Genomic DNA, 20,461 nt, shown 5'->3' on the forward strand with positions numbered 1-20,461 from the left:
CCCCGTCACGCCTGTGACGGGGCCTCACCCGTGGTTCAGGCGGCCTTGCCGCCGTCGACCGCAGCCGAGTACCCGAAGGCGGACACGGCCTGGTAGTACGTCCACGCCGTCGAGTTGCACGCGGTGCGGGTGGCGCCGGAGTACCGGTTGCACACCCGCTTCAGGTCCTCGTAGAACGCCGAGTCCAGTCTGGACTTGTTGGCGTCGAAGCTACCGACGGCCTTGTAGTTCCGATAGCCGAAGTCATGGCGTGCGCATGACATCTTGAAAGGGAAGCCGAACGGGTTGTCCGGCGACGTGGAGCAGTAGTCCGTGGACCAGTTGAAGCCGTAGGCGCTCCAGGCGCCCTGGTTGGCCCGGGCGGCCGCCCAGGCGTTGTAGCTGGTGGCGCTGGTCTGGGTCCAGGAGCTGAGCACCTGGAGCTTGTCGGCGGGGGCGGCGGAGGCCGACCCGGCGGGGATCAGAGCGGCGGGCAATGCCAGAGCGGCCGACACGAGCGGCAGGGCGAAACGGCGACGCATGCAGAAACCTCCACGTATGGACGGGGGTCGGTGCGCGCCACGTGGCCTGTCCACGGGCAGGTCCAGAGTCCTGCTATACGCGCGTCCTGCACAGCCTTTGCGTCACATGCAACGGATGAAATCTTCGTGTCGGACCCGGGGGCCTGGGCCGGACACCGGCCGCAGGCAAGGGCGTTGACGACGGATCCGCCCCGCAGGGGTGGTTCAGGGCCGGCGGCCGTGGAAGGTGCGGCGCAGGTCGCTCACCCAGGCGTCGGGGTTCTCCCAGGGGATGAAGTGGCCGCCGTGGTCGTGGGCGTTGACGTTGACGTGGTTGAACCAATCGGCCTGGGGTCCGGTCTTGAAAGCCCGGACGCGCTCGTCGGCGGTGCGGATGCCGGGCGGGTTCTCGTACGTGACGAAGGTGAGGCCGACCGGGGCCTGCACGACCGGGGTGCGGTCGTGGGAGGGGGCCCAGGGGTAGCGGTTGGCGTTGGCGTAGTAACGCATCGACGTGGCGACGGAGTTGTTCACCCAGTAGATCGTGGCGTGGGTGAGCAGGTCGTCCCTGGTGAAGACGGACTCGACGTCGCCGCCGTTGTCGCTCCAGGCGTTCCAACGCTCCAGCAGCCAGGCGAGCAGTCCGGCGGGTGAATCGCTCAGCCCGTGGGCGAGGGTGGCGCCGTCGAGCATGTGCACGGCGAGGTGGGACGCCCAGCGGTGGTCCAGCTCGATGATGCGGGCGCGGACGTCGGCGGGCTGGTCGTCGGTGAGGGGCCGGTTCCGGGCGAAGTCCCATGCGCGGGGGCCGGTGAAGAAGTCGAGCGGAAGCCCGGAGCCGATGTGGATGCCGTACAGCTCGTCGGCGTACTTGTGGCCGAGCTGGCCGGCGACGATCCCGCCGATGTCGCAGCCCCCGGCGGCGTACTTCTCGTATCCCAGGGTCTCGGTCATCAGGGTGTGCCAGAGGTCGGCGACCTTCCAGAAGTTGACGTCCGGAAAGCCGGTGAGAGGGCCGGGGAAACCGAAGCCGGGCAGTGACGGCACGATGACGTCGAACGCGTCGGCGGGGTCACCGCCGAAGGCGGCCGGGTCGGCGAGCGGGTCGATCACCTTCGACCAGTGCCAGAACGTCCACGGCCAGCCGTGGGTGAGGATCAACGGGACCGGGCGGGGGCCGCGGCCCGGCTTGCGCATGAAGTGCACCGGGACGCCGGCGACGCTCGCCCGGTAGTGCTCGTAGACGTTGATGGCGGCCTCGGCCTCGCGCCAGTCGTAGCCGTCCCGCCAGTGGGCGACCAGCTCACGGAGATAGCCGTCCGGGACGCCGTAGGACCAGTCCCCGTTCCCCTCGTCCAGCGGCGGACGGGTCAGTGCGAGACGGGCGCGCAGGTCCTCGAGGACCTCGTCGGACACATGGATCGGGGTCGGCTCCAGGGGGAAGGCGCGCGGGGTGGTCATGGCGTGGTCCCTTCGGGGGAGGGGCGGTGTCGTTCCATGCCAGGGCGGGTCCGGGGCAGCGGGGCCGGGGCAGGAATGTACCCCGCCCCCCGCGCGCGTACAGCGGGGATGCGACGGTCGCGTCCGCGTCCGCTGGTGCCGTGACCGCATACGTTCGCCGGTTGCCGGTTGGGACGGGTGGCCCGGTGCGGTAGGGGCACGATCATCAGCCTGGCCGCGGCTGAAGCCGATCCGCTCCTATGACCGCGGTGTGCTGGCCCAGCGCCACGTGGTGGGACGAGGGTGCCCCGGCAGTTCGGCGCGGCCGGTGGCCCACAACAGGGTGAGCCAGGGATCCGCGCCGCCCGGAGCCTCCGGAAACAGACGGTCGAGCACACGCGAGCAGAGAGCGGAGGACGGGGTCCAGGCAAGCCCGAAGCCTTCCGCCACATCGTGCATGTGTACCAGCGTCTCCACCACCCCCATCGCCGCGAAGCCTTCGGGGTCCGACACCCCGGCGGCGTGGTGGGCGCGGACCCGGGGCGGCGTCGTACGCACCATGGCGACCAGCAGCGCGCCGCTCGCCTCCAGCACCTGCACCAGGCCGGCCGGACCCGCATCACGGTCCGCGAAGAGGAAGACCGCGGGTCCGTCCGGCCTCTTCTGGCTCAACGCGAAAGGCACATGGGTGTCCAGCGGCGGGTTCTGCGGCCCCAGCTGCACGGCGTAGTAGAACAGGTCGTTGGCGAGGTGCTCGACGGTCTCCCAGCAGTCCCACTCCAGCGAACCGGCCTTACCGCCCCACCTCTCGCGGGGTGCGTCCCGAAGGATGTCCACGGCGAGCCGCACGGCAAGGTCGACGTCGTCCGCGGTGACGGGAGACAAGACTGATCCGGTTTCGACTGATCGAGACATGGCAGCACCGTATCGCGAGGGTAGAGGGCAACCCCTTCCAGCCAGTGCTGTGACCGGAACCGATCACCGGTTGCGACCTCACGCTGCGGTGGCACGTGGTCGTCCGCCCCAGCGGATGCCCTGGTTCGAGTCGGCGAGGGTGAACTGACTAGCGGGTGTGCGCCACCCGGAAGTGGATGCCTGCCCGCTGAAGCCGCGTCAGCAGCGCGTCGCCCATCGCCACCGCCGGCGTCACCTGACCGGAGGTCCTCGGCAGCGTGTCGCCCGCCATGCACATCGCCGCTTCCGCCAGGATCTTCGCCGTCTCGTGGTAGCCCGGGTCCCCGCCCTTCACCTCGGTGAGGACCCGGCGCCCGCCGCCCTCGCCGACGAAGCGCACCGAGAACCAGCTCTCCGCCCGGCGCTTGGCGCTGGGGCCGTCGCCCGGGGCGTAACGGTCCGTCAGCCACCGCCGGGCCGCGGGGATCTGCGCGAGGGCGAGGCCCGCGCCGACGGCGGCCGGGCCGCCGAGGGCCATCGGCAGGGTCTTCACCGCCGCGTAGTGGCGGTAGCGGAAGTCGGGGCCGTAGCGTTCCAGCGCGCGTGCCGAGCGGACCACGATCTGCGGGTCGATCGTCGGCAGGGGCAGCGCCCACGCCCCGGTCTCCCGGCTGAAGCGCGGCCCACCGAGCGGGGCCTGCGCCCGGCGGCCGACCAGCCGCGGTTCGTGGAGCCGGCGTTCGCGTGCGGCGCGCAGCGTTTCACGGCCGCGGCCCATGGCGTTGAGCGCCGACGCCAGTGTGCCGCCGGAGAACATCGCGTTGGAGCGCACGAAGCCGTCGACGGTGAGCGGAACGCCTTCGGGCAGCCGCTGCACGGTGAAGTACACGCCGAGGTCGTGCGGGACGGAGTCGAAGCCGCACGCGTGGAGAAGGCGTGCGCCGGTCTCGCGGGCCCGCGCGTCGTGCCGCACGTACATCAGGTCGACGAACTCGGGCTCCCCGGTGAGGTCCAGGTAGTCCGTCCCGGCGTCGGCGCACGCCGCGACCAGGCCTTCGCCGTACCAGACGTACGGGCCGACCGTCGTGGCGACGACCCTGGCGGAGTCGGCGAGCTCCCGCATCGAACCGGCGTCGGCGGCATCGGCCTCGATCAGCGCCAGGGCCGCGCACGACGGGTTGATGACGGCCAGCTGCTCCCTCAGGTGCTCGAGCTTGCCGCGGCTGCGTCCCGCCACGGCCCAGCGGCAGTCCTCGGGCGCGTGCCGCGCCAGATACTCGGCGGTCAGCCGCCCGACGAATCCGGTGGCCCCGAAGAGCACGATGTCGTACGGGCGCTGTGCGCGGTCCGTCCCGTTCTGGCTGTTCACTGGCTCCTCCGCCGTCAGGCTGTACCGGCGGATCGGGGCGGCAGACCCTGCCCCACGCCGTTGTCGGTGGCTGAGGCTAGCGCGCGCGGCGGCCGCGCAGAAGATCCGGTTTCCCTTGGTGACCCACCGGTGATCAAGTGGGTTCGAGACTCTAAGCGCTCGCTCGGCCCAAACCCTTGTCATAACTGGAACGCGTTCTTACCATCACTGGTGTTACATCATTTGTGTCACATAGCTGGGGGCTGAATGACAGCGTCAGGTAACGGCCCGCTGGCCGGGGTGCGAGTGGTGGAGCTGGCAGGCATCGGGCCCGGCCCGTTCGCCGCGATGCTCCTCGGCGACCTCGGGGCCGATGTCGTGCGCGTCGACCGCCCCGGCGGTGCCGGGCTGGCCATCGACCCGGCGTACGACCTCACCAACCGCAACAAGCGCTCCGTACTCATCGACCTCAAGGCGGCCGACGGCCCCGCCCGCGTCCTCGATCTCGTCGAGCGCGCCGACATCCTCATCGAGGGCTTCCGGCCCGGCGTCGCCGAGCGTCTCGGCGTCGGCCCCGACGAGTGTCTCGGCCGCAACCCACGTCTGGTCTACGGACGGATGACCGGCTGGGGCCAGCAGGGCCCGCTCGCCCAGCGCGCCGGCCACGACATCGCCTACATCGCCCTGACCGGCACGCTTTCCATGATCGGCAGTGCCGGCGAGCCGCCCACAGTGCCCGCCAACCTCGTCGGCGACTACGCCGGCGGCTCCCTCTACCTGGTCATCGGCGTGCTCGCGGCCCTCCAGCACGCGCGCGCCGACGGCGGCAGCGGACAGGTCGTCGACGCGGCCATCGTCGACGGCGCCACGCACCTCGCCACGATGATCCACGGGATGATGGCCGCCGGCGGCTGGCAGGACCGCCGCGGCGCGAACCTCCTCGACGGCGGCTGCCCCTTCTACGGCACCTACGAGACCGCGGACGGCCAGTACATGGCGGTCGGCGCGCTGGAGCAGCAGTTCTACGACCAGTTCGTCGAACTGCTCGGCATCAAGGACGACATCCCGGCCCGCAAGGACTTCGACCGCTGGGGGGAGCTGCGCCAGGCCGTCGCCGACCGGTTCAGGTCCCGTACCCGCGCCGAGTGGACCGCCGTGTTCGAAGGCACCGACGCCTGCGTCGCCCCGGTGCTCTCGCTCCGCGAGGCCCCCGGCCACCCGCACCTCGCCGCCCGTGGGACGTACGTCGAACACGGCGGCATCACCCAGCCCGCTCCCGCGCCCCGCTTCTCCGCCACCCCCACGGCCGTGGGCCGGGGACCCGCCCAGCCCGGCGCGGACACCGCGGACGTCGCCAGGGACTGGGACGTGCCCGCCATCCGGCCCCAGGAGGACCGTTGAAGCGCCAGATCTTCACCCCCGAGCACGAGGCGTTCCGTCAGTCCGTGCGCACCTTCCTCACCAAGGAGGTGGAGCCGCACTACGAGCAGTGGGAGAAGGACGGGATCGTCAGCCGCGACGCGTGGCTGGCCGCCGGCCGCCAGGGGCTGCTGGGACTCGCCGTGCCCGAGGAGTACGGCGGCGGCGGAAACGACGACTTCCGGTACGCCGCGGTGCTCCACGAGGAGTTCACCCGCGCGGGCGCGCCCGGCCTGGCCATCGGCCTGCACAACGACATCATCGGCCCCTACCTCACCTCCCTCGCCACCGACGAGCAGAAGCGCCGCTGGCTGCCGGGCTTCTGCAGCGGTGAGATCATCACCGCGATCGCGATGACCGAGCCGGGCGCCGGCTCCGACCTCCAGGGCATCCGCACCACGGCGGAGGACCGCGGCGACCACTGGCTGCTGAACGGCTCCAAGACATTCATCTCCAACGGCATCCTCGCCGACCTGGTGATCGTCGTCGCCAAGACCACTCCCGAAGGCGGCGCGCACGGACTGTCGCTGCTGGTCGTCGAGCGGGGCGCGGAGGGATTCGAGCGCGGCCGCAACCTCGACAAGATCGGCCAGAAGTCGCAGGACACCGCCGAACTGTTCTTCAACGACGTCCGCGTCCCCAAGGAGAACCTGCTCGGAGAGCTCGACGGCGCCTTCATCCATCTGATGACCAACCTCGCGCAGGAGCGGATGGCGATCGCCGTCGCCGGCATCGCCGCGGCCGAGCATCTGCTGGAGATCACCACCGAGTACGTCAAGGAGCGCGAGGCCTTCGGCCGGCCGCTCGCCAAGCTCCAGCACATCCGCTTCGAGATCGCGGAGCTGGCGACGGAATGCGCGGTCACCCGTGCCTTCCTCGACCGCTGCATCACCGACCACGCCAACGGGGAGCTGGACGCCGTCCACGCCTCGATGGCCAAGTGGTGGGCGACCGAACTCCAGAAGCGCGCCGCCGACCGCTGCCTCCAGCTCCACGGCGGGTACGGCTACATGAACGAGTACCGCGTCGCCAGGGCATTCACGGACGGACGCATCCAGACCATCTACGGCGGCACGACCGAGATCATGAAGGAGATCATCGGTCGTTCCCTGCTCGGCTAACCCTCTTGAAAGGCTGACCAGTGAGCACCGAAGCGTACGTGTACGACGCGATCCGCACCCCGCGCGGTCGCGGCAAGGCCAACGGGGCCCTGCACGGCACCAAGCCGATCGATCTCGTCGTCGGACTGATCCACGAGATCCGGGCCCGGTTCCCCGGCCTGGACCCCGCCGCCGTCGACGACATCGTGCTCGGCGTCGTCGGACCGGTCGGCGACCAGGGGTCCGACATCGCCCGGATCGCGGCCATCGCCGCCGGGCTCCCCGACACGGTCGCCGGCGTGCAGGAGAACCGCTTCTGTGCCTCGGGCCTCGAGGCCGTCAACATGGCCGCGATGAAGGTCCGCTCCGGCTGGGAGGACCTGGTCCTCGCCGGCGGCGTCGAGTCGATGTCGCGTGTGCCCATGGCCTCCGACGGCGGCGCCTGGTTCGCCGACCCGATGACCAATTTCGAGACCAACTTCGTCCCGCAGGGCATCGGCGCCGACCTGATCGCCACCCTCGGCGGCTGGTCGCGCCGCGACGTCGACGAGTACGCGGCGATGTCGCAGGAGCGGGCCGCCGCCGCGTGGAAGGACGGACGCTTCGACCGCTCGGTGGTCCCCGTCCGCGACCGCAACGGCCTCGTCGTCCTCGACCACGACGAGCACATGCGCCCCGGCACCACCGCGGACTCCCTCGCGTCCCTCAAGCCGTCCTTCGCGGGCATCGGGGACCTCGGCGGCTTCGACGCCGTCGCTCTGCAGAAGTACCACTGGGTCGAGAAGATCGACCATGTGCACCACGCCGGAAACTCCTCCGGCATCGTCGACGGCGCCGCCCTCGTCGCCATCGGCAGCAAGGAGGTGGGCGAGCGTTACGGGCTCACCCCGCGCGCCCGGATCGTCTCCGCCGCGGTCTCCGGCTCCGAGCCGACGATCATGCTCACCGGTCCGGCGCCCGCGACCCGCAAGGCACTCGCCAAGGCCGGGCTGACCATCGGCGACATCGACCTCGTCGAGATCAACGAGGCCTTCGCCGGCGTCGTCCTGCGCTTCGCCCAGGACATGGGCCTGGGCCTCGACAAGGTGAACGTCAACGGCGGCGCCATCGCCATGGGCCACCCGCTGGGCGCGACCGGGGCGATGATCCTCGGCACCCTCATCGACGAACTGGAACGCCAGGACAAGCGGTACGGCCTCGCCACCCTCTGCGTGGGCGGCGGCATGGGCATCGCCACCGTCGTCGAGCGTCTCTGACCCCCGTCCTCACCCGCCATACGGAGCAGCCAGACCATGAGCGAGTCCACCACCATCCGCTGGGAACAGGACGAGACCGGCATCGTCACGCTCGTCCTCGACGACCCGAACCAGTCCGCCAACACCATGAACCAGGCCTTCAAGGCCTCGATCGCCGCGATCGCCGACCGGGTGGAGGCCGAGCAGGAGTCCATCCGCGGCATCGTCTTCACCTCCGCGAAGAAGACCTTCTTCGCGGGCGGCGACCTCAAGGAGATGATCAAGGCCGGTCCGGACGACGCACAGTTCGTCTTCGAGGCGGGCATGGGCATCAAGCGCGCCCTGCGCCGCATCGAGACCATCGGCAAGCCCGTCGTCGCCGCCATCAACGGCGCGGCGCTCGGCGGCGGTTACGAGATCGCCCTCGCCTGCCACCACCGCATCGCCCTCGACGCGCCGGGCTCCAAGATCGGCCTGCCCGAGGTCACCCTCGGCCTGCTGCCGGCCGGCGGCGGCGTCACCCGCACCGTACGCCTCATGGGCATCGCGGACGCGCTGCTGAAGGTGCTGCTCCAGGGCACCCAGTACAGTCCGCAGCGCGCCCTGGAGAACGGCCTGGTCCACGAAGTGGCCGCCACCGAGGACGAGATGCTGGCCAAGGCCCGCGCCTTCATCGACGCGAACCCGTCCTCGCAGCAGCCCTGGGACGTCAAGGGCTACAAGATCCCCGGCGGCACCCCGTCCAACCCGAAGTTCGCCGCCAACCTGCCCGCCTTCCCCGCGAACCTGCGGAAGCAGACCGCGGGCGCCCCCTACCCGGCGCCGCGGAACATCCTCGCGGCCGCCGTCGAGGGGTCTCAGGTCGACTTCGAGACGGCCCAGGTCATCGAGGCGCGCTACTTCACCGAGCTGGTCACCGGCCGGATCGCCAAGAACATGATGCAGGCCTTCTTCTTCGACCTGCAGGCCGTCAACTCCGGCGCCAGCAGGCCGAAGGGAATCGAGCCGCGGCCCGTCCGCAAGGTGGCCGTCCTCGGCGCGGGCATGATGGGCGCCGGCATCGCGTACTCCTGCGCGCGGGCCGGCATGGAGGTCGTCCTCAAGGACGTCAGCGCCGAGGCCGCCGCCAAGGGCAAGGGCTACTCGGAGAAGCTGTGCGCCAAGGCCGTGTCACGCGGCCGCACCACCCAGGAGAAGGCCGACGCGCTGCTCGCCCGGATCACCCCGACCGCCGACGCCGCGGACCTCGCGGGCTGCGACGCGGTGATCGAGGCGGTCTTCGAGGACACCGCGCTCAAGCACAAGGTCTTCCAGGAGATCCAGGACGTCGTCGACGCGGACGCCCTGCTCTGCTCCAACACCTCCACCCTGCCGATCACCGTGCTCGCCGAAGGCGTCTCGCGGCCCGACGACTTCATCGGCCTGCACTTCTTCTCGCCCGTCGACAAGATGCCGCTGGTGGAGATCATCAAGGGCGAGCGCACCGGTGACGAGGCGCTGGCCCGCGCCTTCGACCTGGTCCGGCAGATCAACAAGACGCCCATCGTCGTCAACGACTCCCGCGGCTTCTTCACCTCCCGCGTCATCGGCCAGTTCATCAACGAGGGCGTGGCGATGGTCGGCGAGGGTGTCGACCCCGTCTCCGTCGAGCAGGCGGCCGCGCAGGCCGGCTACCCGGCGAAGGTGCTCTCCCTGATGGACGAGCTGACCCTGACCCTGCCGCGCAAGATCCGCAACGAGACGAAGCGCGCCGTCGAGGAGGCGGGCGGCACCTGGGCCGGCCACCCGTCGGACACCGTGATCGACCGGATGGTCGACGAGTTCGGCCGCACCGGCCGCAGCGGCGGCGCGGGCTTCTACGACTACGACGAGGACGGCAAGCGCGCCGGTCTGTGGCCGGGGCTGCGTGAGCACTTCACCAAGCCGGGCACCGAGATCCCGTTCGACGACATGAAGGAGCGGATGCTCTTCTCCGAGGCCCTGGACACGGTCCGCTGCCTCGAGGAGAACGTCCTGCTCACCGTCGCCGACGCCAACATCGGCTCCATCATGGGCATCGGCTTCCCGGCCTGGACGGGCGGCGCCCTGCAGTACATCAACGGCTACGAGGGCGGCCCGACGGGCTTCGTGGCCCGCGCCCGCGAGCTGGCCGAGCGCTACGGCGACCGGTTCCAGCCGCCGGCGCTGCTGGTCGAGAAGGCGGAGCGCGGCGAGGTCTTCACCGACGCGTGACCGTCACGACGGCGGCAGTCACCGGCCCCGCCGGTAGCTGCCGCCGTCCTTCGTGCGGGTCAGCAGACCCGCCACGACCAGATAGCGGCGCAGGGCGGCGCAGTCGTCGTGCACGGTGCGCAGCGCGTCGTTGACCTCGCGTTCGGTGTAGTCGCAACTCCGCTCGAACAGCGTCTCCGCGAGGTGTGCGAGCAGCTGTTCGCGGCGGGCCGGCTTGCGGGGGATCGCGGTCAGCCGGCCGTGGGAGAAGAGCGCGTGCACGCTGTGAGCGGTACTGGTGCCTTGATCGGACATGGCCGGAAGCCTCCTGCACCGACCGGCCCCGGGCAACTTGTTTACGCCGGCCCCGGGCACTCGCTCATTCCGCCCCCGTGTCGAACGCCGCCCGCAGCTCCTCCCGCAGGGATCGCTGGAACGCCGTCACCAGTGCCTGGATCACCATCGGCTGCATATGGGCGGACAGCGACTTCATCGCCGCCACATGGTCCGGGTCCGACTCGCGTTCGCGGTAAGGGCCCCAGACCTCGTCACGGAACAGCCGGCTCAGGTCCTGCGCGGCGGCCCGTGCGTGCTCCAGCAGCACGGTGCGCGACGCGAGGATCGTCTCGTGCGCGATCGGCACGTCGAGCAGCTCCACGCCGAGCCGCAGCAGGCCGCCGTCCAGCCGGTAGGTGTCCGGCGTGGACCGGTCCAGCACCGCCATCGCGGCCAGCCGGCCGACGTCCTGGTCGGACAGCGCCCTGCCCGCCCTGCGCTCCAGCTCCTCGCGGGTGACCTCCTCCGCCGACTCCGGGGCCCAGGACGCGACCAGCGCACGGTGGATCGCCAGGTCCTGCGCGCTCAGGTCCGGCGGCAACTGCTCCAGGTAGCGCTCGATCGCGGCGAGGGTCATGCCCTGGTGCTGCAACTCCTCGATGAGGGCCAGCCGGGAGAGATGGTCCGTGCCGTAGTGCCCGACCCGGCGGGGGCCGATCACGGGCGGGGGCAGCAGCCCGCGCGTGCTGTAGAAGCGGATGGTGCGCACGGTGACCCCGGCGCGCGCGGCCAGTTCGTCGACGGTGAGCGTCGGCTCCTCGGTCCCGGTCGCCATGAGGCCTCCTTCTGCTGAACCACACCGGTGCAACAGTATTGCTGTCTCACCGGTGTTGTGAAAGCGGTGGGACGGGCCGAAGATCCGTTGTCGGCGGCGGATGTGACCGTTCGCGATAGTTGGCGGATGCGTGGAGGCATTGACGCTGGTCGCTCGCCGGCTGTTCAACGTAGTTGGCGAAGCCTGTTCCCGATAGTTGGCGATTCCCGGACTTAGCTGCTCACGGAGCGTCGCTGCTGGTGCCGTCTCTCCCACGAGGTGAGGTTTCTGTCGGCGGCCTGCCGTAGGAGGTCAACCACCGTCTTCCAGGTGCGATCGGGTGGGCAGGAGAGGCGTTGGATGATCTTGGAGTCCTGTTGTGTGAACGTCCGGCCCGGCAGGAAGCATGGGGCGAGTTTCCATTCACTGCCCGTGAGGAGTGACCAGACGAACGCGGAGGAGCACTCGCGGAACTGGTCGTCTGACCGAACGATCCTCTTGGTGGGGACGGTGCGGCAGATCTTGTTCCAGGTAGCGGTGGAGAGGTTCCAGGGCTGGAAGGACTCGCGGCGCTGCCTGTAGTCGACCTGCTGAGGCAGAGCGGCGATGTGTTCGGCGAGCTGTTCAAGGGCGCCGGCCAGGTCGTAGGGCTTCCTCTGGAAGATCAAACGGAGGGGATGTAGCGGGGCGGGGAACGGGCCGAGCCAGTTGGTGGGGATGCCGAGAAACCGGGCGGCTTCGTCCATGCGCATGCCGGTGACAGCTTGGACGAGTTGAACCGCGACTGCTCTTCGCAGCCCATTGGCCTGCGGTGATCGTGGCAAGAACTTCGGACGGGATGCCTGGCTGAGGAGGGTGAACCACTCGTCAGGGAGGTGCTGAGGGATGTTCTCGGCCTGGTAGCCGCGTGCGCGGACGGGGATGACACAAGCGGTCCGATCGGGTTGATCGGACGAGCCGGGAGGATGCTGCGCGGGGAAGCGCCGTCTGAAGGCGTTGTCGATCTCGTGCCGAATCAAGGGGGAAGCGTCGCGTTGCAGGGTGACCCAAGTTGCGCCCCAGCGGCGATCGGGGGTCTCCGGTGCGTGCTCGAGCAGGGAGGTCAGGGTCTCTCGCAGTTGGTGGACGGGTTGCCGGAGGTGGGTGTGAGCGATGGTGAGCAATGCGGCCGTGGCCGCTGAGGATCTCGGTTCGGTGCTCCAGAGGCTGGGGTGGCGGCTCCCTCGGTGGGGTGGTTTGCCGCCAACGGATTCGGCTGCCTGCTGCTGGGTGGCATGGTGCTCGTCAAGGGCTGCCGTCAGCACGTGGGGAAGGTGGGTCGCGTCTGCAGTGTGTGGCCAAGTCGCGTTGACGATCGAGGCCATGACCTGCAGGTCCGCGAACCTGTGGAAGGCGGCCTGGGGAGTCGCGGACGGGCTGAGCCAGTCGAGGATCGTGCGCTGCAAGCCGGCCAGTTCAGGGCTGAGGCGGATCTGGTTGAGACCGCTGCCGTCGTCGAGCCGGTGACCGCAGAATGCTCTCCCGCCACTTGTGCTGATGCTGCTGTTGCGGCATTGAAGTGGGTGAAGGCCCGTTGACGACGGTGACGGAACGAGTTTGAGACGGCCCTCGGGGTGCCGGCTCTGGGCAGCATGCTGGCAGGCAGGACAGGTGTCTTGGAGCAGGACCTGGTGTTCCAGGCATGCGAAGACGACGGGCAAGTGCCAGAGCAATCGCCAGGCACCTCCGTGTCGTTCCTGGATCACTGATCCGTCGCCCTTGAGGCAGGCCGGGCAGTAGCGAGTGGAACCGACGAGGAGCCAGGAAGGGAAGACGTTCCGGGCGCGGGGCGGGTCGTTCCGTTGTCGTGTGAGGGCTTCGGTGACGGGGGGATAGCGGTCGAGATAGGGCAGGAGCGTGAGCTGTTCGGCGGTCGCGGCAGGCATGCGGGTCGCGTGCGCGAACGCGGACGCCTCAGGGGGCTCCATCATGAGCAGGTGGCGGACGGGCGACATTCCGCCCGTGACGCGGTAGGGGGTCAAGCCCGTGCGCCACGTGACGTTGCTGGGCGCGACGTGCAGTCGATGCGACAGCCGCAGGATGAACCCGGCCATGCTCTCTCCCGGCAGCGGGATCAGGCTGCGGGCCATGGGTTCGGCGGGCGGTCGCTGCATCAACTCGCTGCTTCGGCAGGAGCTTCGGGGTCAACTCGTGGCCCGCGGTCGTCGAAGACGGTATTGCGTGCCCTGCGTGTCTTCCTGGTGACCTTCTTGCCGTCGTCCGGCTCGGCAGGGACAGCTGCTGGTGCCGGCCCGGCCTCCTCAGCGGGGATATCCCGGCCGATGATGATCTCGTCGAGCAGGTTCTCGGTGATGTTCTCTTGGCCGGTGGCCATGGCTTCCTGAGCGCCCTCCTCAAGAAGCCGGCCGAGTAGACCGATGACCCCTCCGGTGCGGTTCATCAGGTATTCGGGCATCGAGCCGTTCGTGAGCATGCCCTTCTTCGCCTTCAAGAGCCGCAGGTGGGCCTCGGCTCCTCGCAGGTGCTTCACGAACGCCTGAATCTGGGAGGGTGTCGAGTAGGAGAAGTGGTCGAGTTCCACGAGCTCGAAGCGCCGCTCGATCTGGGTGACTTCGAGGCCGTGGACGCGTGTGGTCTCCAGCGGTGGCAGCACCCATTGGCGGTCGCGGCGACTGAAGTGGGCCTCCCGCAGCAGGCCGGTGCCAGGGATGTTGACCCCGGTGAGGACAAGCGTGACGTTAAAGCTCATCAGAGCCCGGATGAGGTCGAGAACGTCCTGATCGTCGGCGCGGTGCATCCGCAGTCGGTTGATGTCGTCGATGATCAGAACCTTGACCCCGTGGTCCCGCACGCAGTCGGCCACCAGTTGGATCAGTTGAGGCAGCGTGAATTTCCAGCGTTCGGGACCGAAGAAGTTCAGGATGGACTCGCAAAGACTCTTCGGCGTGGCGGTGACAGGCGTTTGGACATAAACGACCGGTGCGTGCAGGTCTGCCGTGCCCGGGACGGATTCCGGGTTGAGGTGGTGGTGGAAATCCAGCCACTGATCCTCGAATGCCGCGGCAACCGAGCAGACCGTGGCGGTCTTGCCGTGATTGCCCCAGCCGCTGACCATCACGCCCGGCATCGTGGGGCTGTTGCGTCGCAGCGTGTTGCCCTGCAGGCGCCGGTCGATCAGCCGCGTCACGCCTTCGAGCATCGGCGTTTCCTGGACCGGCAGGTTTACGTTGGTCAGACGCCGGTAGATGTCGTAGTCCGAGCGTCTGTCGGTCGGCAGCATCTGGTACTGCCTGATGGTGAGCCGAGGCGGCGGGATGAACTGGTCGCGGGTGGTGCGGTAATGCTGCCAGCCGGTGAAGGAGTGCCGGTGCGACTCGGGGCCAAGGATCATGGCGGCGATCTGGCGGCGGGAGGGCAGGCCGTCCAGCTGTCCTGCCGAGAGGTCGTCGAGCCTCACACATTCTCCTCGGTGTCGGCCGTGTCCTCATCCACGTCTTCGTCGCCCGCCAGAACAGACGGCATCAGGAACAGATGGCGGCTTTTGAGAGATTCGTTCAGGAGCCGGGGCACGGACGTGTCGGCGGTAACGGCAGCCTCCCGGCGGCGGCGCCGGTCGGCGGTCACGGCCTGGCCGACCGTGCGGGCCTGTTCCTGCCAGTCCTCCGGCTCGGCAGGCCGGCCCGCGATCCGGTCGGCGGCGGCCGTCTCGGCGCGGGAGATCTCGCGCGAGCGGGCGATTCGGGCGCGCTTCTGCGACTTCTTTCTCGCCGTTTTCCCCTTCTCCTGCTTTTCGTCTCGCTGGGTCGGCCACTGATCGACGGGTGCCGCCTCGCCGAGGATCTCCAGCAGCAGCGACAGAAGGTCGGCGTCCGAGCGAGGAGCGAGTCGGCGCTGGCGTGCGGTGGCCAGCACTTCGGCCGCGGTCTTGTCGGAGAAGGCCGGGACTTCGCCTTCCGGGGGAAGCCCGGTCCATCGCAGCACATGCCAGGATTCGTGATCGTCCGGGTCCTGGAGGAAGACCCGGCGCCGGTCCCGGCGGTCACTGCTGACGACCCACTTGTCAGCGTGTCTGCCGCCCCGGCCCGAGGGCCGCAGGAATCGGGACTCCTGCAGAAGGTCTGCGTAATACCAGAGCCCGAGGATCTTCACACCGCGGCGGGGGTGAACTTGGACGTGGTGCTTGGGCAGGACCTTGTAGTAGAGCTCAGGGCCGGGAATCTGCATCGACCAGCCGCCCTGGTGCATGGCCGCGGCGAACAGTGAGTTGGGGCTGTGGTCCTCTTCCGGCCCCCAGGACGGCGCGTATTCACCGAGCCGGTGGTTCTGCCAGACCTTCACGATCCAGGTCGCGATGAGGTGTTCCATCTGCGAGCGGGTCATCACCGCGTCGGCCTCCGGGTCGGCGCCGCGGTCAGCGACGTCCGTGCCGGTGAAGCCCAGCAGATGCTCGAACAGCATGGTCTTGAACGCGGAGAAGGCCCGCTCGACGGCGAACTTGTCGCTGGCCCGGAAGGCTCGGGCCGGAAGGATGTTGCAGCCCAGGCTCCGTTCCGCCTCCACCAGGTCGTGGTTCTTGTAGACGCTTCCGTGGTCGGTGGTCACCATCTCGGGTGCGAAGAAGGGAAGGGCGGCGACGTCGTGTCCGGCGAACTCCGTGATCACCTCGGACGGCACCCCTGGATAGGGCCATTCCATGTCCTGGCCCCAGCCCTCGCGCATCGGCAGGGGCAGCATCACGTCTCTGAGCAGCATCGCGACATCGACCGACGTATCGGACTCCAACGTCAGTCTGAAAGCCGGGGCAGAGTGTGTGTAGAGATCGAGCCCCAGCGTCAGGGTCGCCGACACCGCCTCGCCGAACACGCTCTCCCGCAACTTGACCGGCAGCGGCGTGGAGTCCAGAGCGATCACCTGCCCCGGGCGGTGGACGATCAGTCGCCGTCCGACGTCCGCGTCCTCGGCGTCCTCAGCCGAACGGGCGTAACGGGCTCGAGCCCCGCCGCTTCCGAACCATTCCCGCCAGACGCGCATCAAGGTGATCCGCGACGGGATGTCCTTGACGGGGAAGGACGGGAAGGTTTCCCGGATGTACTGGTGCATAAGTCGATGCCGGGCGGCCATGGTGATCGAGGACCGGTTTCTGCATTCCCTCTTCACCGCGAAGATCGCTTTGCGGACTTCCTCAGTGACACTGGGATGGCCCCCGCTGCGGCGGGTCCAGCGGCCGTCTGCGCAGGCCAGCAGCAGACTGTCCCCGGGTCTCGCGGACAGACGCTCGAGCGTTCGCTCGCTCATGAACCGGAGCCCCAGCATCTCGGCCTCCTGGCGCGGCAGGGCCTTCAGCTCGGCCGCCTTCGCTCGCCGGCGCTCGCTCAGCGACGTCCGCTCGGGATCGTAGGCAGGCCGTGGTTCACCGGGCCGGGCCCGGTCGGCCCGGCCGTCCCGGAAGCCGGTCTCCGCCTCCAGCACGTGCTCGGCCCTGATCCGGGCCCGTTTGAGCTGCTCTTCGGTCAGGTCGGCCAGCGACCTGGCCTGCCGACCGACGGGGACGAACGTCGTCGGCCGGTTCGCCGCGACCCTCGCATCCGGGTGGTGGATCAGCCAGCGGATCGACCTCGTCTCCTCCCGGCCCTCGCCGTCCGTCAGGACGAACCGGCTGAACTGAGGCTCCGTTGCTGCCACCGTCCACTCGACGCCGTTCAACTGCAGCACGCTGCCGATCTCCATGTCCAGCAGGCCGTGTCCCGCAGCCATCACGACCCTCCGGCCGACGCGCGGCCCCGCCAGATCAACGAGCCATCCCCCAGCGGACTGCCCAGATCAACACCGAGCCTCCGCCACCACAGCAGGTGAGTAGCGTGAGCACGGGCGACGGCCGGAAGGCGTGTCCCCTCCACCAGGTCGCCGAACCTGTCCACCCCGCGTGCAACAGCGTCCTCAAGCTCTCGCTGGAGGCCCAGCTGATCGACCAACGGCCGACGCTGCGACGACAGGTGGTCGAGCACGCTGTGGACGTGCGGCCGCCAGCCAGCCACGACCGAGTATCGCCAGCCGCAGGCAGACGCTGACTGTGCCGTTGCCGCGAACTTCATCGCGTCGCCGTCCTCGATCAGGCCCTTGGGGCGGACATCGAACAGCCACAGCCCTCCGTCGGGCATCACCGCAAGAAAGTCCGGGACGTGCCACCTCTTGCCTTCGCTGCTGTCAAAGTCGAGGCGAAACGGCTGCGGCAGGACTTCAGCGACCCCGAAGTAGTCCAGCGCCAGCAGAAGCTGTTGCTCTTCCAGCGACTCGAACCCGTGAAGCCGACCCGTCGACACCATGAACTGCAGACCTGGCCGGTGCCCCTGGTCAGCTCGCCACGTGAACCCCCGGATCATCTTGGACGACAGCACCGGCACCGAGGCCATGTCACGAACAGGCCAGGTCACCTTGCCCTCCCCGACCCGCCACGTCACTGTCCACCGACGCGGCCACCCGTCGTCAGTAACCAGCCTCGTCTCGAACTCGGCAAGGCCGACGTACGGAGTGAGCAGATCACTAAGTACGCATGAATCGGAACGGATCAAGACAGACGTCGTACGGAGCACCCATCCAGGGCAGCACGACCTTCCCTGCAGCCGGCACCGATCACCGCAGCTGTTCGTAACTGTCCCTTCTCCGAACTACTGAGGGTGCCCCTTGATCAGGTGACGGAACGATCAGTCCCGAGGGGAAGGGTAGGTATGGGGCCGAGCAACGGCTGCGAACGGCACGGGTGTTAGTTTCCTTCCCGTGTTGGAACACCAGGGCGAGACCAGGACGGCCTACGACGGGGTTGTCGAGCTGTATGCGTCGATGTTCGCTAATCGGTTGGAGACACAGCCGTTCGCGCGAAACATGATCGGCACCTTCGCCGAGCTCGTGCGTGGGACGGGGAACCTGCGGACAGCCGACGTCGGGTGCGGGCCCGGACATCTGACGGCCATGCTGCTCGACTTGGGGCTGGACGCCTTCGGGCTCGACCTCTCCCCGGCCATGGTCAACCACGCCCGGCGGGCCCATCCGGCGCTGCGGTTCGACGAAGCGCGAATGGAGGCCCTGCCGGTCGAGGACGGCGCGCTCGGCGGAGTGCTGGCCCACTACTCGATGATCCATACCCCGCCTGGGGAACTGCCCGCACTGCTCGCCGAGCAGGTGCGTGTCCTGGCACCAGGGGGCCTGCTCCTGGTGTCGTTCTTCGGGACCGAAGGACCGGAGCCGGTCCGCTTCGATCACAAAGTGACGCCCGCCTATAGCTGGCCGGCCGAGCGGTTTGCCGAGTTGCTGGCCGGGGCCGGGCTCGTCACGGTTGCTCGGTTGCTCCACGACCCGGCCTCCGAGCGGGGCTTCCTCGACGCTCATTTGTTGGCCCGCCGCCCCTAGAGCGTGCCCCGTGGCCTGGGACGGAGTGGTGTAGATCCGCGTGGATGAAGTTCGTCTGAAGCGCCACGTGCGGGACTGGTTCACTGCTCGCCGATAGCCTCCAGGATCGCGCGGAGACGCGACAAGCATTCGCTGACGAAAAGGGGATAGGTGCCCCAGTAGTACGACACCCCGCTGACTCCGACAGCGATGGCCCACGCCCGGGCACGCAGCCATGTCACGTCGTCGAGGCTTGTGGCGTCCCAGTACGCCTGTCGAGCCCCAGGTGGAAAATCCCACAGAGGCGAGTGCTCGGCGTCGGGAAAGCCGACTGAGAGGCCTCCGAAGTCGATGACGGCGTGCAGCTTCCCCTGCTGGACCAGAAGGTTGGTGGGTTTGAGGTCTCCGTGGAGCCACACATGGCGGGCAGAAGGCTCGGGCAGGGTGAGCGCGCTCTGCCACAAGTGTTGCAGATGCGCGATGTCGAGGTCGAGGCCCTGGATCGTTCGGCAGTTGTCGAAGCACCCGCTGATCCACCGGTCACAAGCGTGCATGCCACCTCCGCGGTACCAGCTGAGCTCGCCCTGGCGAGTGGCTCCCATGAGGGGGATGGAATGCAGGCTCTGCACGATCGTCGCCAGGTCACCTCCGAAGGCGGCCCAGTCTCTGACCGATCCCGGACCGGCTTCCTCGCCATCGATCCAGCGGTACACCGACCAGGCGAGCGGGAATGCGGAACTCGGCGTGCCGTTGTGCACCGGCTCCGGGATGCGACAGGGAAGATCTGGCGCCAGCCGTGGCAGCCAGGTCTGCTCTTTCCGTACGGCCTTCGCGTTGTCCGGGGTGCGCGGAAACCGCAGGAGCAGTTGGTCGCCGAGCCGGTACATCGTGTTGTCCGTGCCCGCACCGGCCGGCGAGATGGGGAGGTCGGCCCACTCCGGTCGCTGTTCCCGCAACAGTGACCGGACGACCGTCTCATTCACACGGATCTCGTTCTCATGAAGTGTCACGGTGAGAGCCTTCTGCCCGGGCTTCGCCGCCGCCAGTCATTTTCCCAAGGCGGCCGCTGTACGTACCTCGATCCTTTGAGGATCTGCCAGGCCAGGTGAGACCGAGTGAGACTCTGACAGCTTCAGCTCGACCGGACAGTAACTCTGCGTAGGTTGATCGCTCTCTGACGTCGGCTCGCCAACTATCACGACCATCCGCCAACTATCGCGAACGGTCACAGCGGACCGTACGGTTGAGCCATGTCAGGCATCAGATATGTCCGGGGGGACGCCACCGCGCCGCAGGCGAAAGGCGTCAAACTGATCGTGCACGTGTGCAACGACCTGGGCGGATGGGGCAAGGGATTCGTCCTGGCCCTCTCCCGTCGCTGGCCTGAGCCGGAGGCGGCGTACCGCCGCTGGCACCGGGAGCGCGCGGGCAACGACTTCGCGCTGGGCGCAGTGCAGTTCGTCCAGGTCGACCCGCATGTGTGGGTGGGCAACATGGTGGGCCAGCGGGGGATGCGCACCGGCAGTCAAGGCGTCCCCGTGCGCTACGAGGCGATCGACAGGGCACTCGCCCAGGTGGCCGACAAGGCCCTGGAGCTCGGCGCGTCCGTCCATATGCCGCGGATCGGCTGCGGGCTGGCGGGCGGCAAGTGGTCCCGCGTCGAACCGCTGATAACCGAGCGCCTGACGGCCCGGGGTGTCGCGGTCACGGTGTACGACCACGGCGACTGACGCCGCGCTCCGCCGCCGGTGGGACCCGGCCGCCGACTCACGGACGGCCGGTCCGGCGACCTCCCGTCGGCCGTCGGCGGGCACGCCGGACGTTGCGAGGGCGTGCCCCGC

The 20,461-nt window shown here is 68.9% G+C and carries 17 protein-coding genes; 6 read left to right on the forward strand and 11 right to left on the reverse strand.

The annotated features are described in order from the left end of the window. Window positions 1-35 precede the first annotated feature (35 nt). From ACTMTU_RS03485 to ACTMTU_RS03500, 4 genes are all read right to left on the reverse strand, one after another. A complete protein-coding gene (locus ACTMTU_RS03485) occupies window positions 36-521 on the reverse strand; it encodes a phospholipase (RefSeq protein ID WP_441261911.1) in 486 nt (161 codons plus the stop codon). Window positions 522-725: 204 nt separating this feature from the next. Continuing rightward, window positions 726-1,961, reverse strand: a complete 1,236-nt coding sequence (locus ACTMTU_RS03490; RefSeq protein ID WP_441261912.1) for an epoxide hydrolase family protein — start codon at window positions 1,959-1,961, stop codon at window positions 726-728. A 237-nt stretch (window positions 1,962-2,198) separates the two neighbouring features. Continuing rightward, the gene (locus tag ACTMTU_RS03495) at window positions 2,199-2,855 is read right to left on the reverse strand and encodes a hypothetical protein (RefSeq protein ID WP_441261913.1); all 657 of its coding nucleotides are present in this window, start codon (window positions 2,853-2,855) and stop codon (window positions 2,199-2,201) included. Between the two features lie 148 nt (window positions 2,856-3,003). Then, window positions 3,004-4,203: a saccharopine dehydrogenase family protein gene (locus ACTMTU_RS03500; RefSeq protein WP_441261914.1), complete on the reverse strand. Its 1,200-nt coding sequence runs from the start codon at window positions 4,201-4,203 to the stop codon at window positions 3,004-3,006. A 246-nt stretch (window positions 4,204-4,449) separates the two neighbouring features. Here ACTMTU_RS03500 and ACTMTU_RS03505 point away from each other — a divergent pair, with 246 nt between their 5' ends. The 4 genes from ACTMTU_RS03505 to ACTMTU_RS03520 are packed head-to-tail and all read left to right on the forward strand — an operon-like array spanning window position 4,450 to window position 10,168. Then, entirely contained in the window at window positions 4,450-5,583 is a 1,134-nt protein-coding gene (locus ACTMTU_RS03505) for a CaiB/BaiF CoA transferase family protein (protein ID WP_441261915.1), read from the forward strand. Continuing rightward, on the forward strand, window positions 5,580-6,722 hold the full coding sequence (locus ACTMTU_RS03510) for an acyl-CoA dehydrogenase family protein (RefSeq protein WP_441261916.1): 1,143 nt from the start codon (window positions 5,580-5,582) through the stop codon (window positions 6,720-6,722). The genes ACTMTU_RS03505 and ACTMTU_RS03510 overlap by 4 nt, the downstream gene beginning before the upstream one ends. Window positions 6,723-6,742: 20 nt before the next feature. After that, entirely contained in the window at window positions 6,743-7,957 is a 1,215-nt protein-coding gene (locus tag ACTMTU_RS03515; RefSeq protein ID WP_441261917.1) for an acetyl-CoA C-acetyltransferase, read from the forward strand. Window positions 7,958-7,993: 36 nt separating this feature from the next. Next, the gene (locus tag ACTMTU_RS03520) at window positions 7,994-10,168 is read left to right on the forward strand and encodes a 3-hydroxyacyl-CoA dehydrogenase NAD-binding domain-containing protein (protein ID WP_441261918.1); all 2,175 of its coding nucleotides are present in this window, start codon (window positions 7,994-7,996) and stop codon (window positions 10,166-10,168) included. Window positions 10,169-10,186: 18 nt separating this feature from the next. Here the strand turns inward: ACTMTU_RS03520 and ACTMTU_RS03525 are convergent, their stop codons facing one another. From ACTMTU_RS03525 to ACTMTU_RS03550, 6 genes are all read right to left on the reverse strand, one after another. Then, a complete protein-coding gene (locus ACTMTU_RS03525) occupies window positions 10,187-10,462 on the reverse strand; it encodes a DUF2087 domain-containing protein (protein ID WP_441261919.1) in 276 nt (91 codons plus the stop codon). A gap of 64 nt (window positions 10,463-10,526) precedes the next feature. Continuing rightward, a complete protein-coding gene (locus ACTMTU_RS03530; RefSeq protein ID WP_441261920.1) occupies window positions 10,527-11,258 on the reverse strand; it encodes a MerR family transcriptional regulator in 732 nt (243 codons plus the stop codon). Window positions 11,259-11,470: 212 nt separating this feature from the next. Beyond that, window positions 11,471-13,390 (reverse strand): TniQ family protein, encoded by a 1,920-nt coding sequence (locus tag ACTMTU_RS03535; RefSeq protein WP_441261921.1) that lies wholly within the window; start codon window positions 13,388-13,390, stop codon window positions 11,471-11,473. Further along, window positions 13,390-14,694 (reverse strand): TniB family NTP-binding protein, encoded by a 1,305-nt coding sequence (locus ACTMTU_RS03540; protein WP_441261922.1) that lies wholly within the window; start codon window positions 14,692-14,694, stop codon window positions 13,390-13,392. Before ACTMTU_RS03540 ends, ACTMTU_RS03535 begins: the two co-directional genes overlap by 1 nt. Beyond that, complete coding sequence (locus ACTMTU_RS03545; RefSeq protein WP_441261923.1) at window positions 14,691-16,991, reverse strand: transposase; 2,301 nt, start codon at window positions 16,989-16,991, stop codon at window positions 14,691-14,693. Before ACTMTU_RS03545 ends, ACTMTU_RS03540 begins: the two co-directional genes overlap by 4 nt. Further along, window positions 16,991-17,668 carry a TnsA-like heteromeric transposase endonuclease subunit gene (locus tag ACTMTU_RS03550; protein ID WP_441261924.1) on the reverse strand — a complete coding sequence of 226 codons (678 nt, stop codon included), beginning with the start codon at window positions 17,666-17,668 and terminating at the stop codon, window positions 16,991-16,993. The genes ACTMTU_RS03545 and ACTMTU_RS03550 overlap by 1 nt, the downstream gene beginning before the upstream one ends. Window positions 17,669-18,011: 343 nt before the next feature. On the opposite strand from ACTMTU_RS03550, the gene ACTMTU_RS03555 reads away from it, so the two are divergent. Continuing rightward, the gene (locus tag ACTMTU_RS03555) at window positions 18,012-18,641 is read left to right on the forward strand and encodes a class I SAM-dependent methyltransferase (protein WP_441261925.1); all 630 of its coding nucleotides are present in this window, start codon (window positions 18,012-18,014) and stop codon (window positions 18,639-18,641) included. A gap of 80 nt (window positions 18,642-18,721) precedes the next feature. Here the strand turns inward: ACTMTU_RS03555 and ACTMTU_RS03560 are convergent, their stop codons facing one another. Next, window positions 18,722-19,630 carry an aminoglycoside phosphotransferase family protein gene (locus tag ACTMTU_RS03560; RefSeq protein ID WP_441261926.1) on the reverse strand — a complete coding sequence of 303 codons (909 nt, stop codon included), beginning with the start codon at window positions 19,628-19,630 and terminating at the stop codon, window positions 18,722-18,724. A gap of 240 nt (window positions 19,631-19,870) precedes the next feature. On the opposite strand from ACTMTU_RS03560, the gene ACTMTU_RS03565 reads away from it, so the two are divergent. Then, a complete protein-coding gene (locus ACTMTU_RS03565; protein WP_441261927.1) occupies window positions 19,871-20,350 on the forward strand; it encodes a macro domain-containing protein in 480 nt (159 codons plus the stop codon). Window positions 20,351-20,461 lie beyond the last annotated feature (111 nt).

Origin of the sequence: Streptomyces sp. OZ13, assembly GCF_052068155.1 — a bacterium.
Lineage (GTDB): Bacteria > Actinomycetota > Actinomycetes > Streptomycetales > Streptomycetaceae > Streptomyces.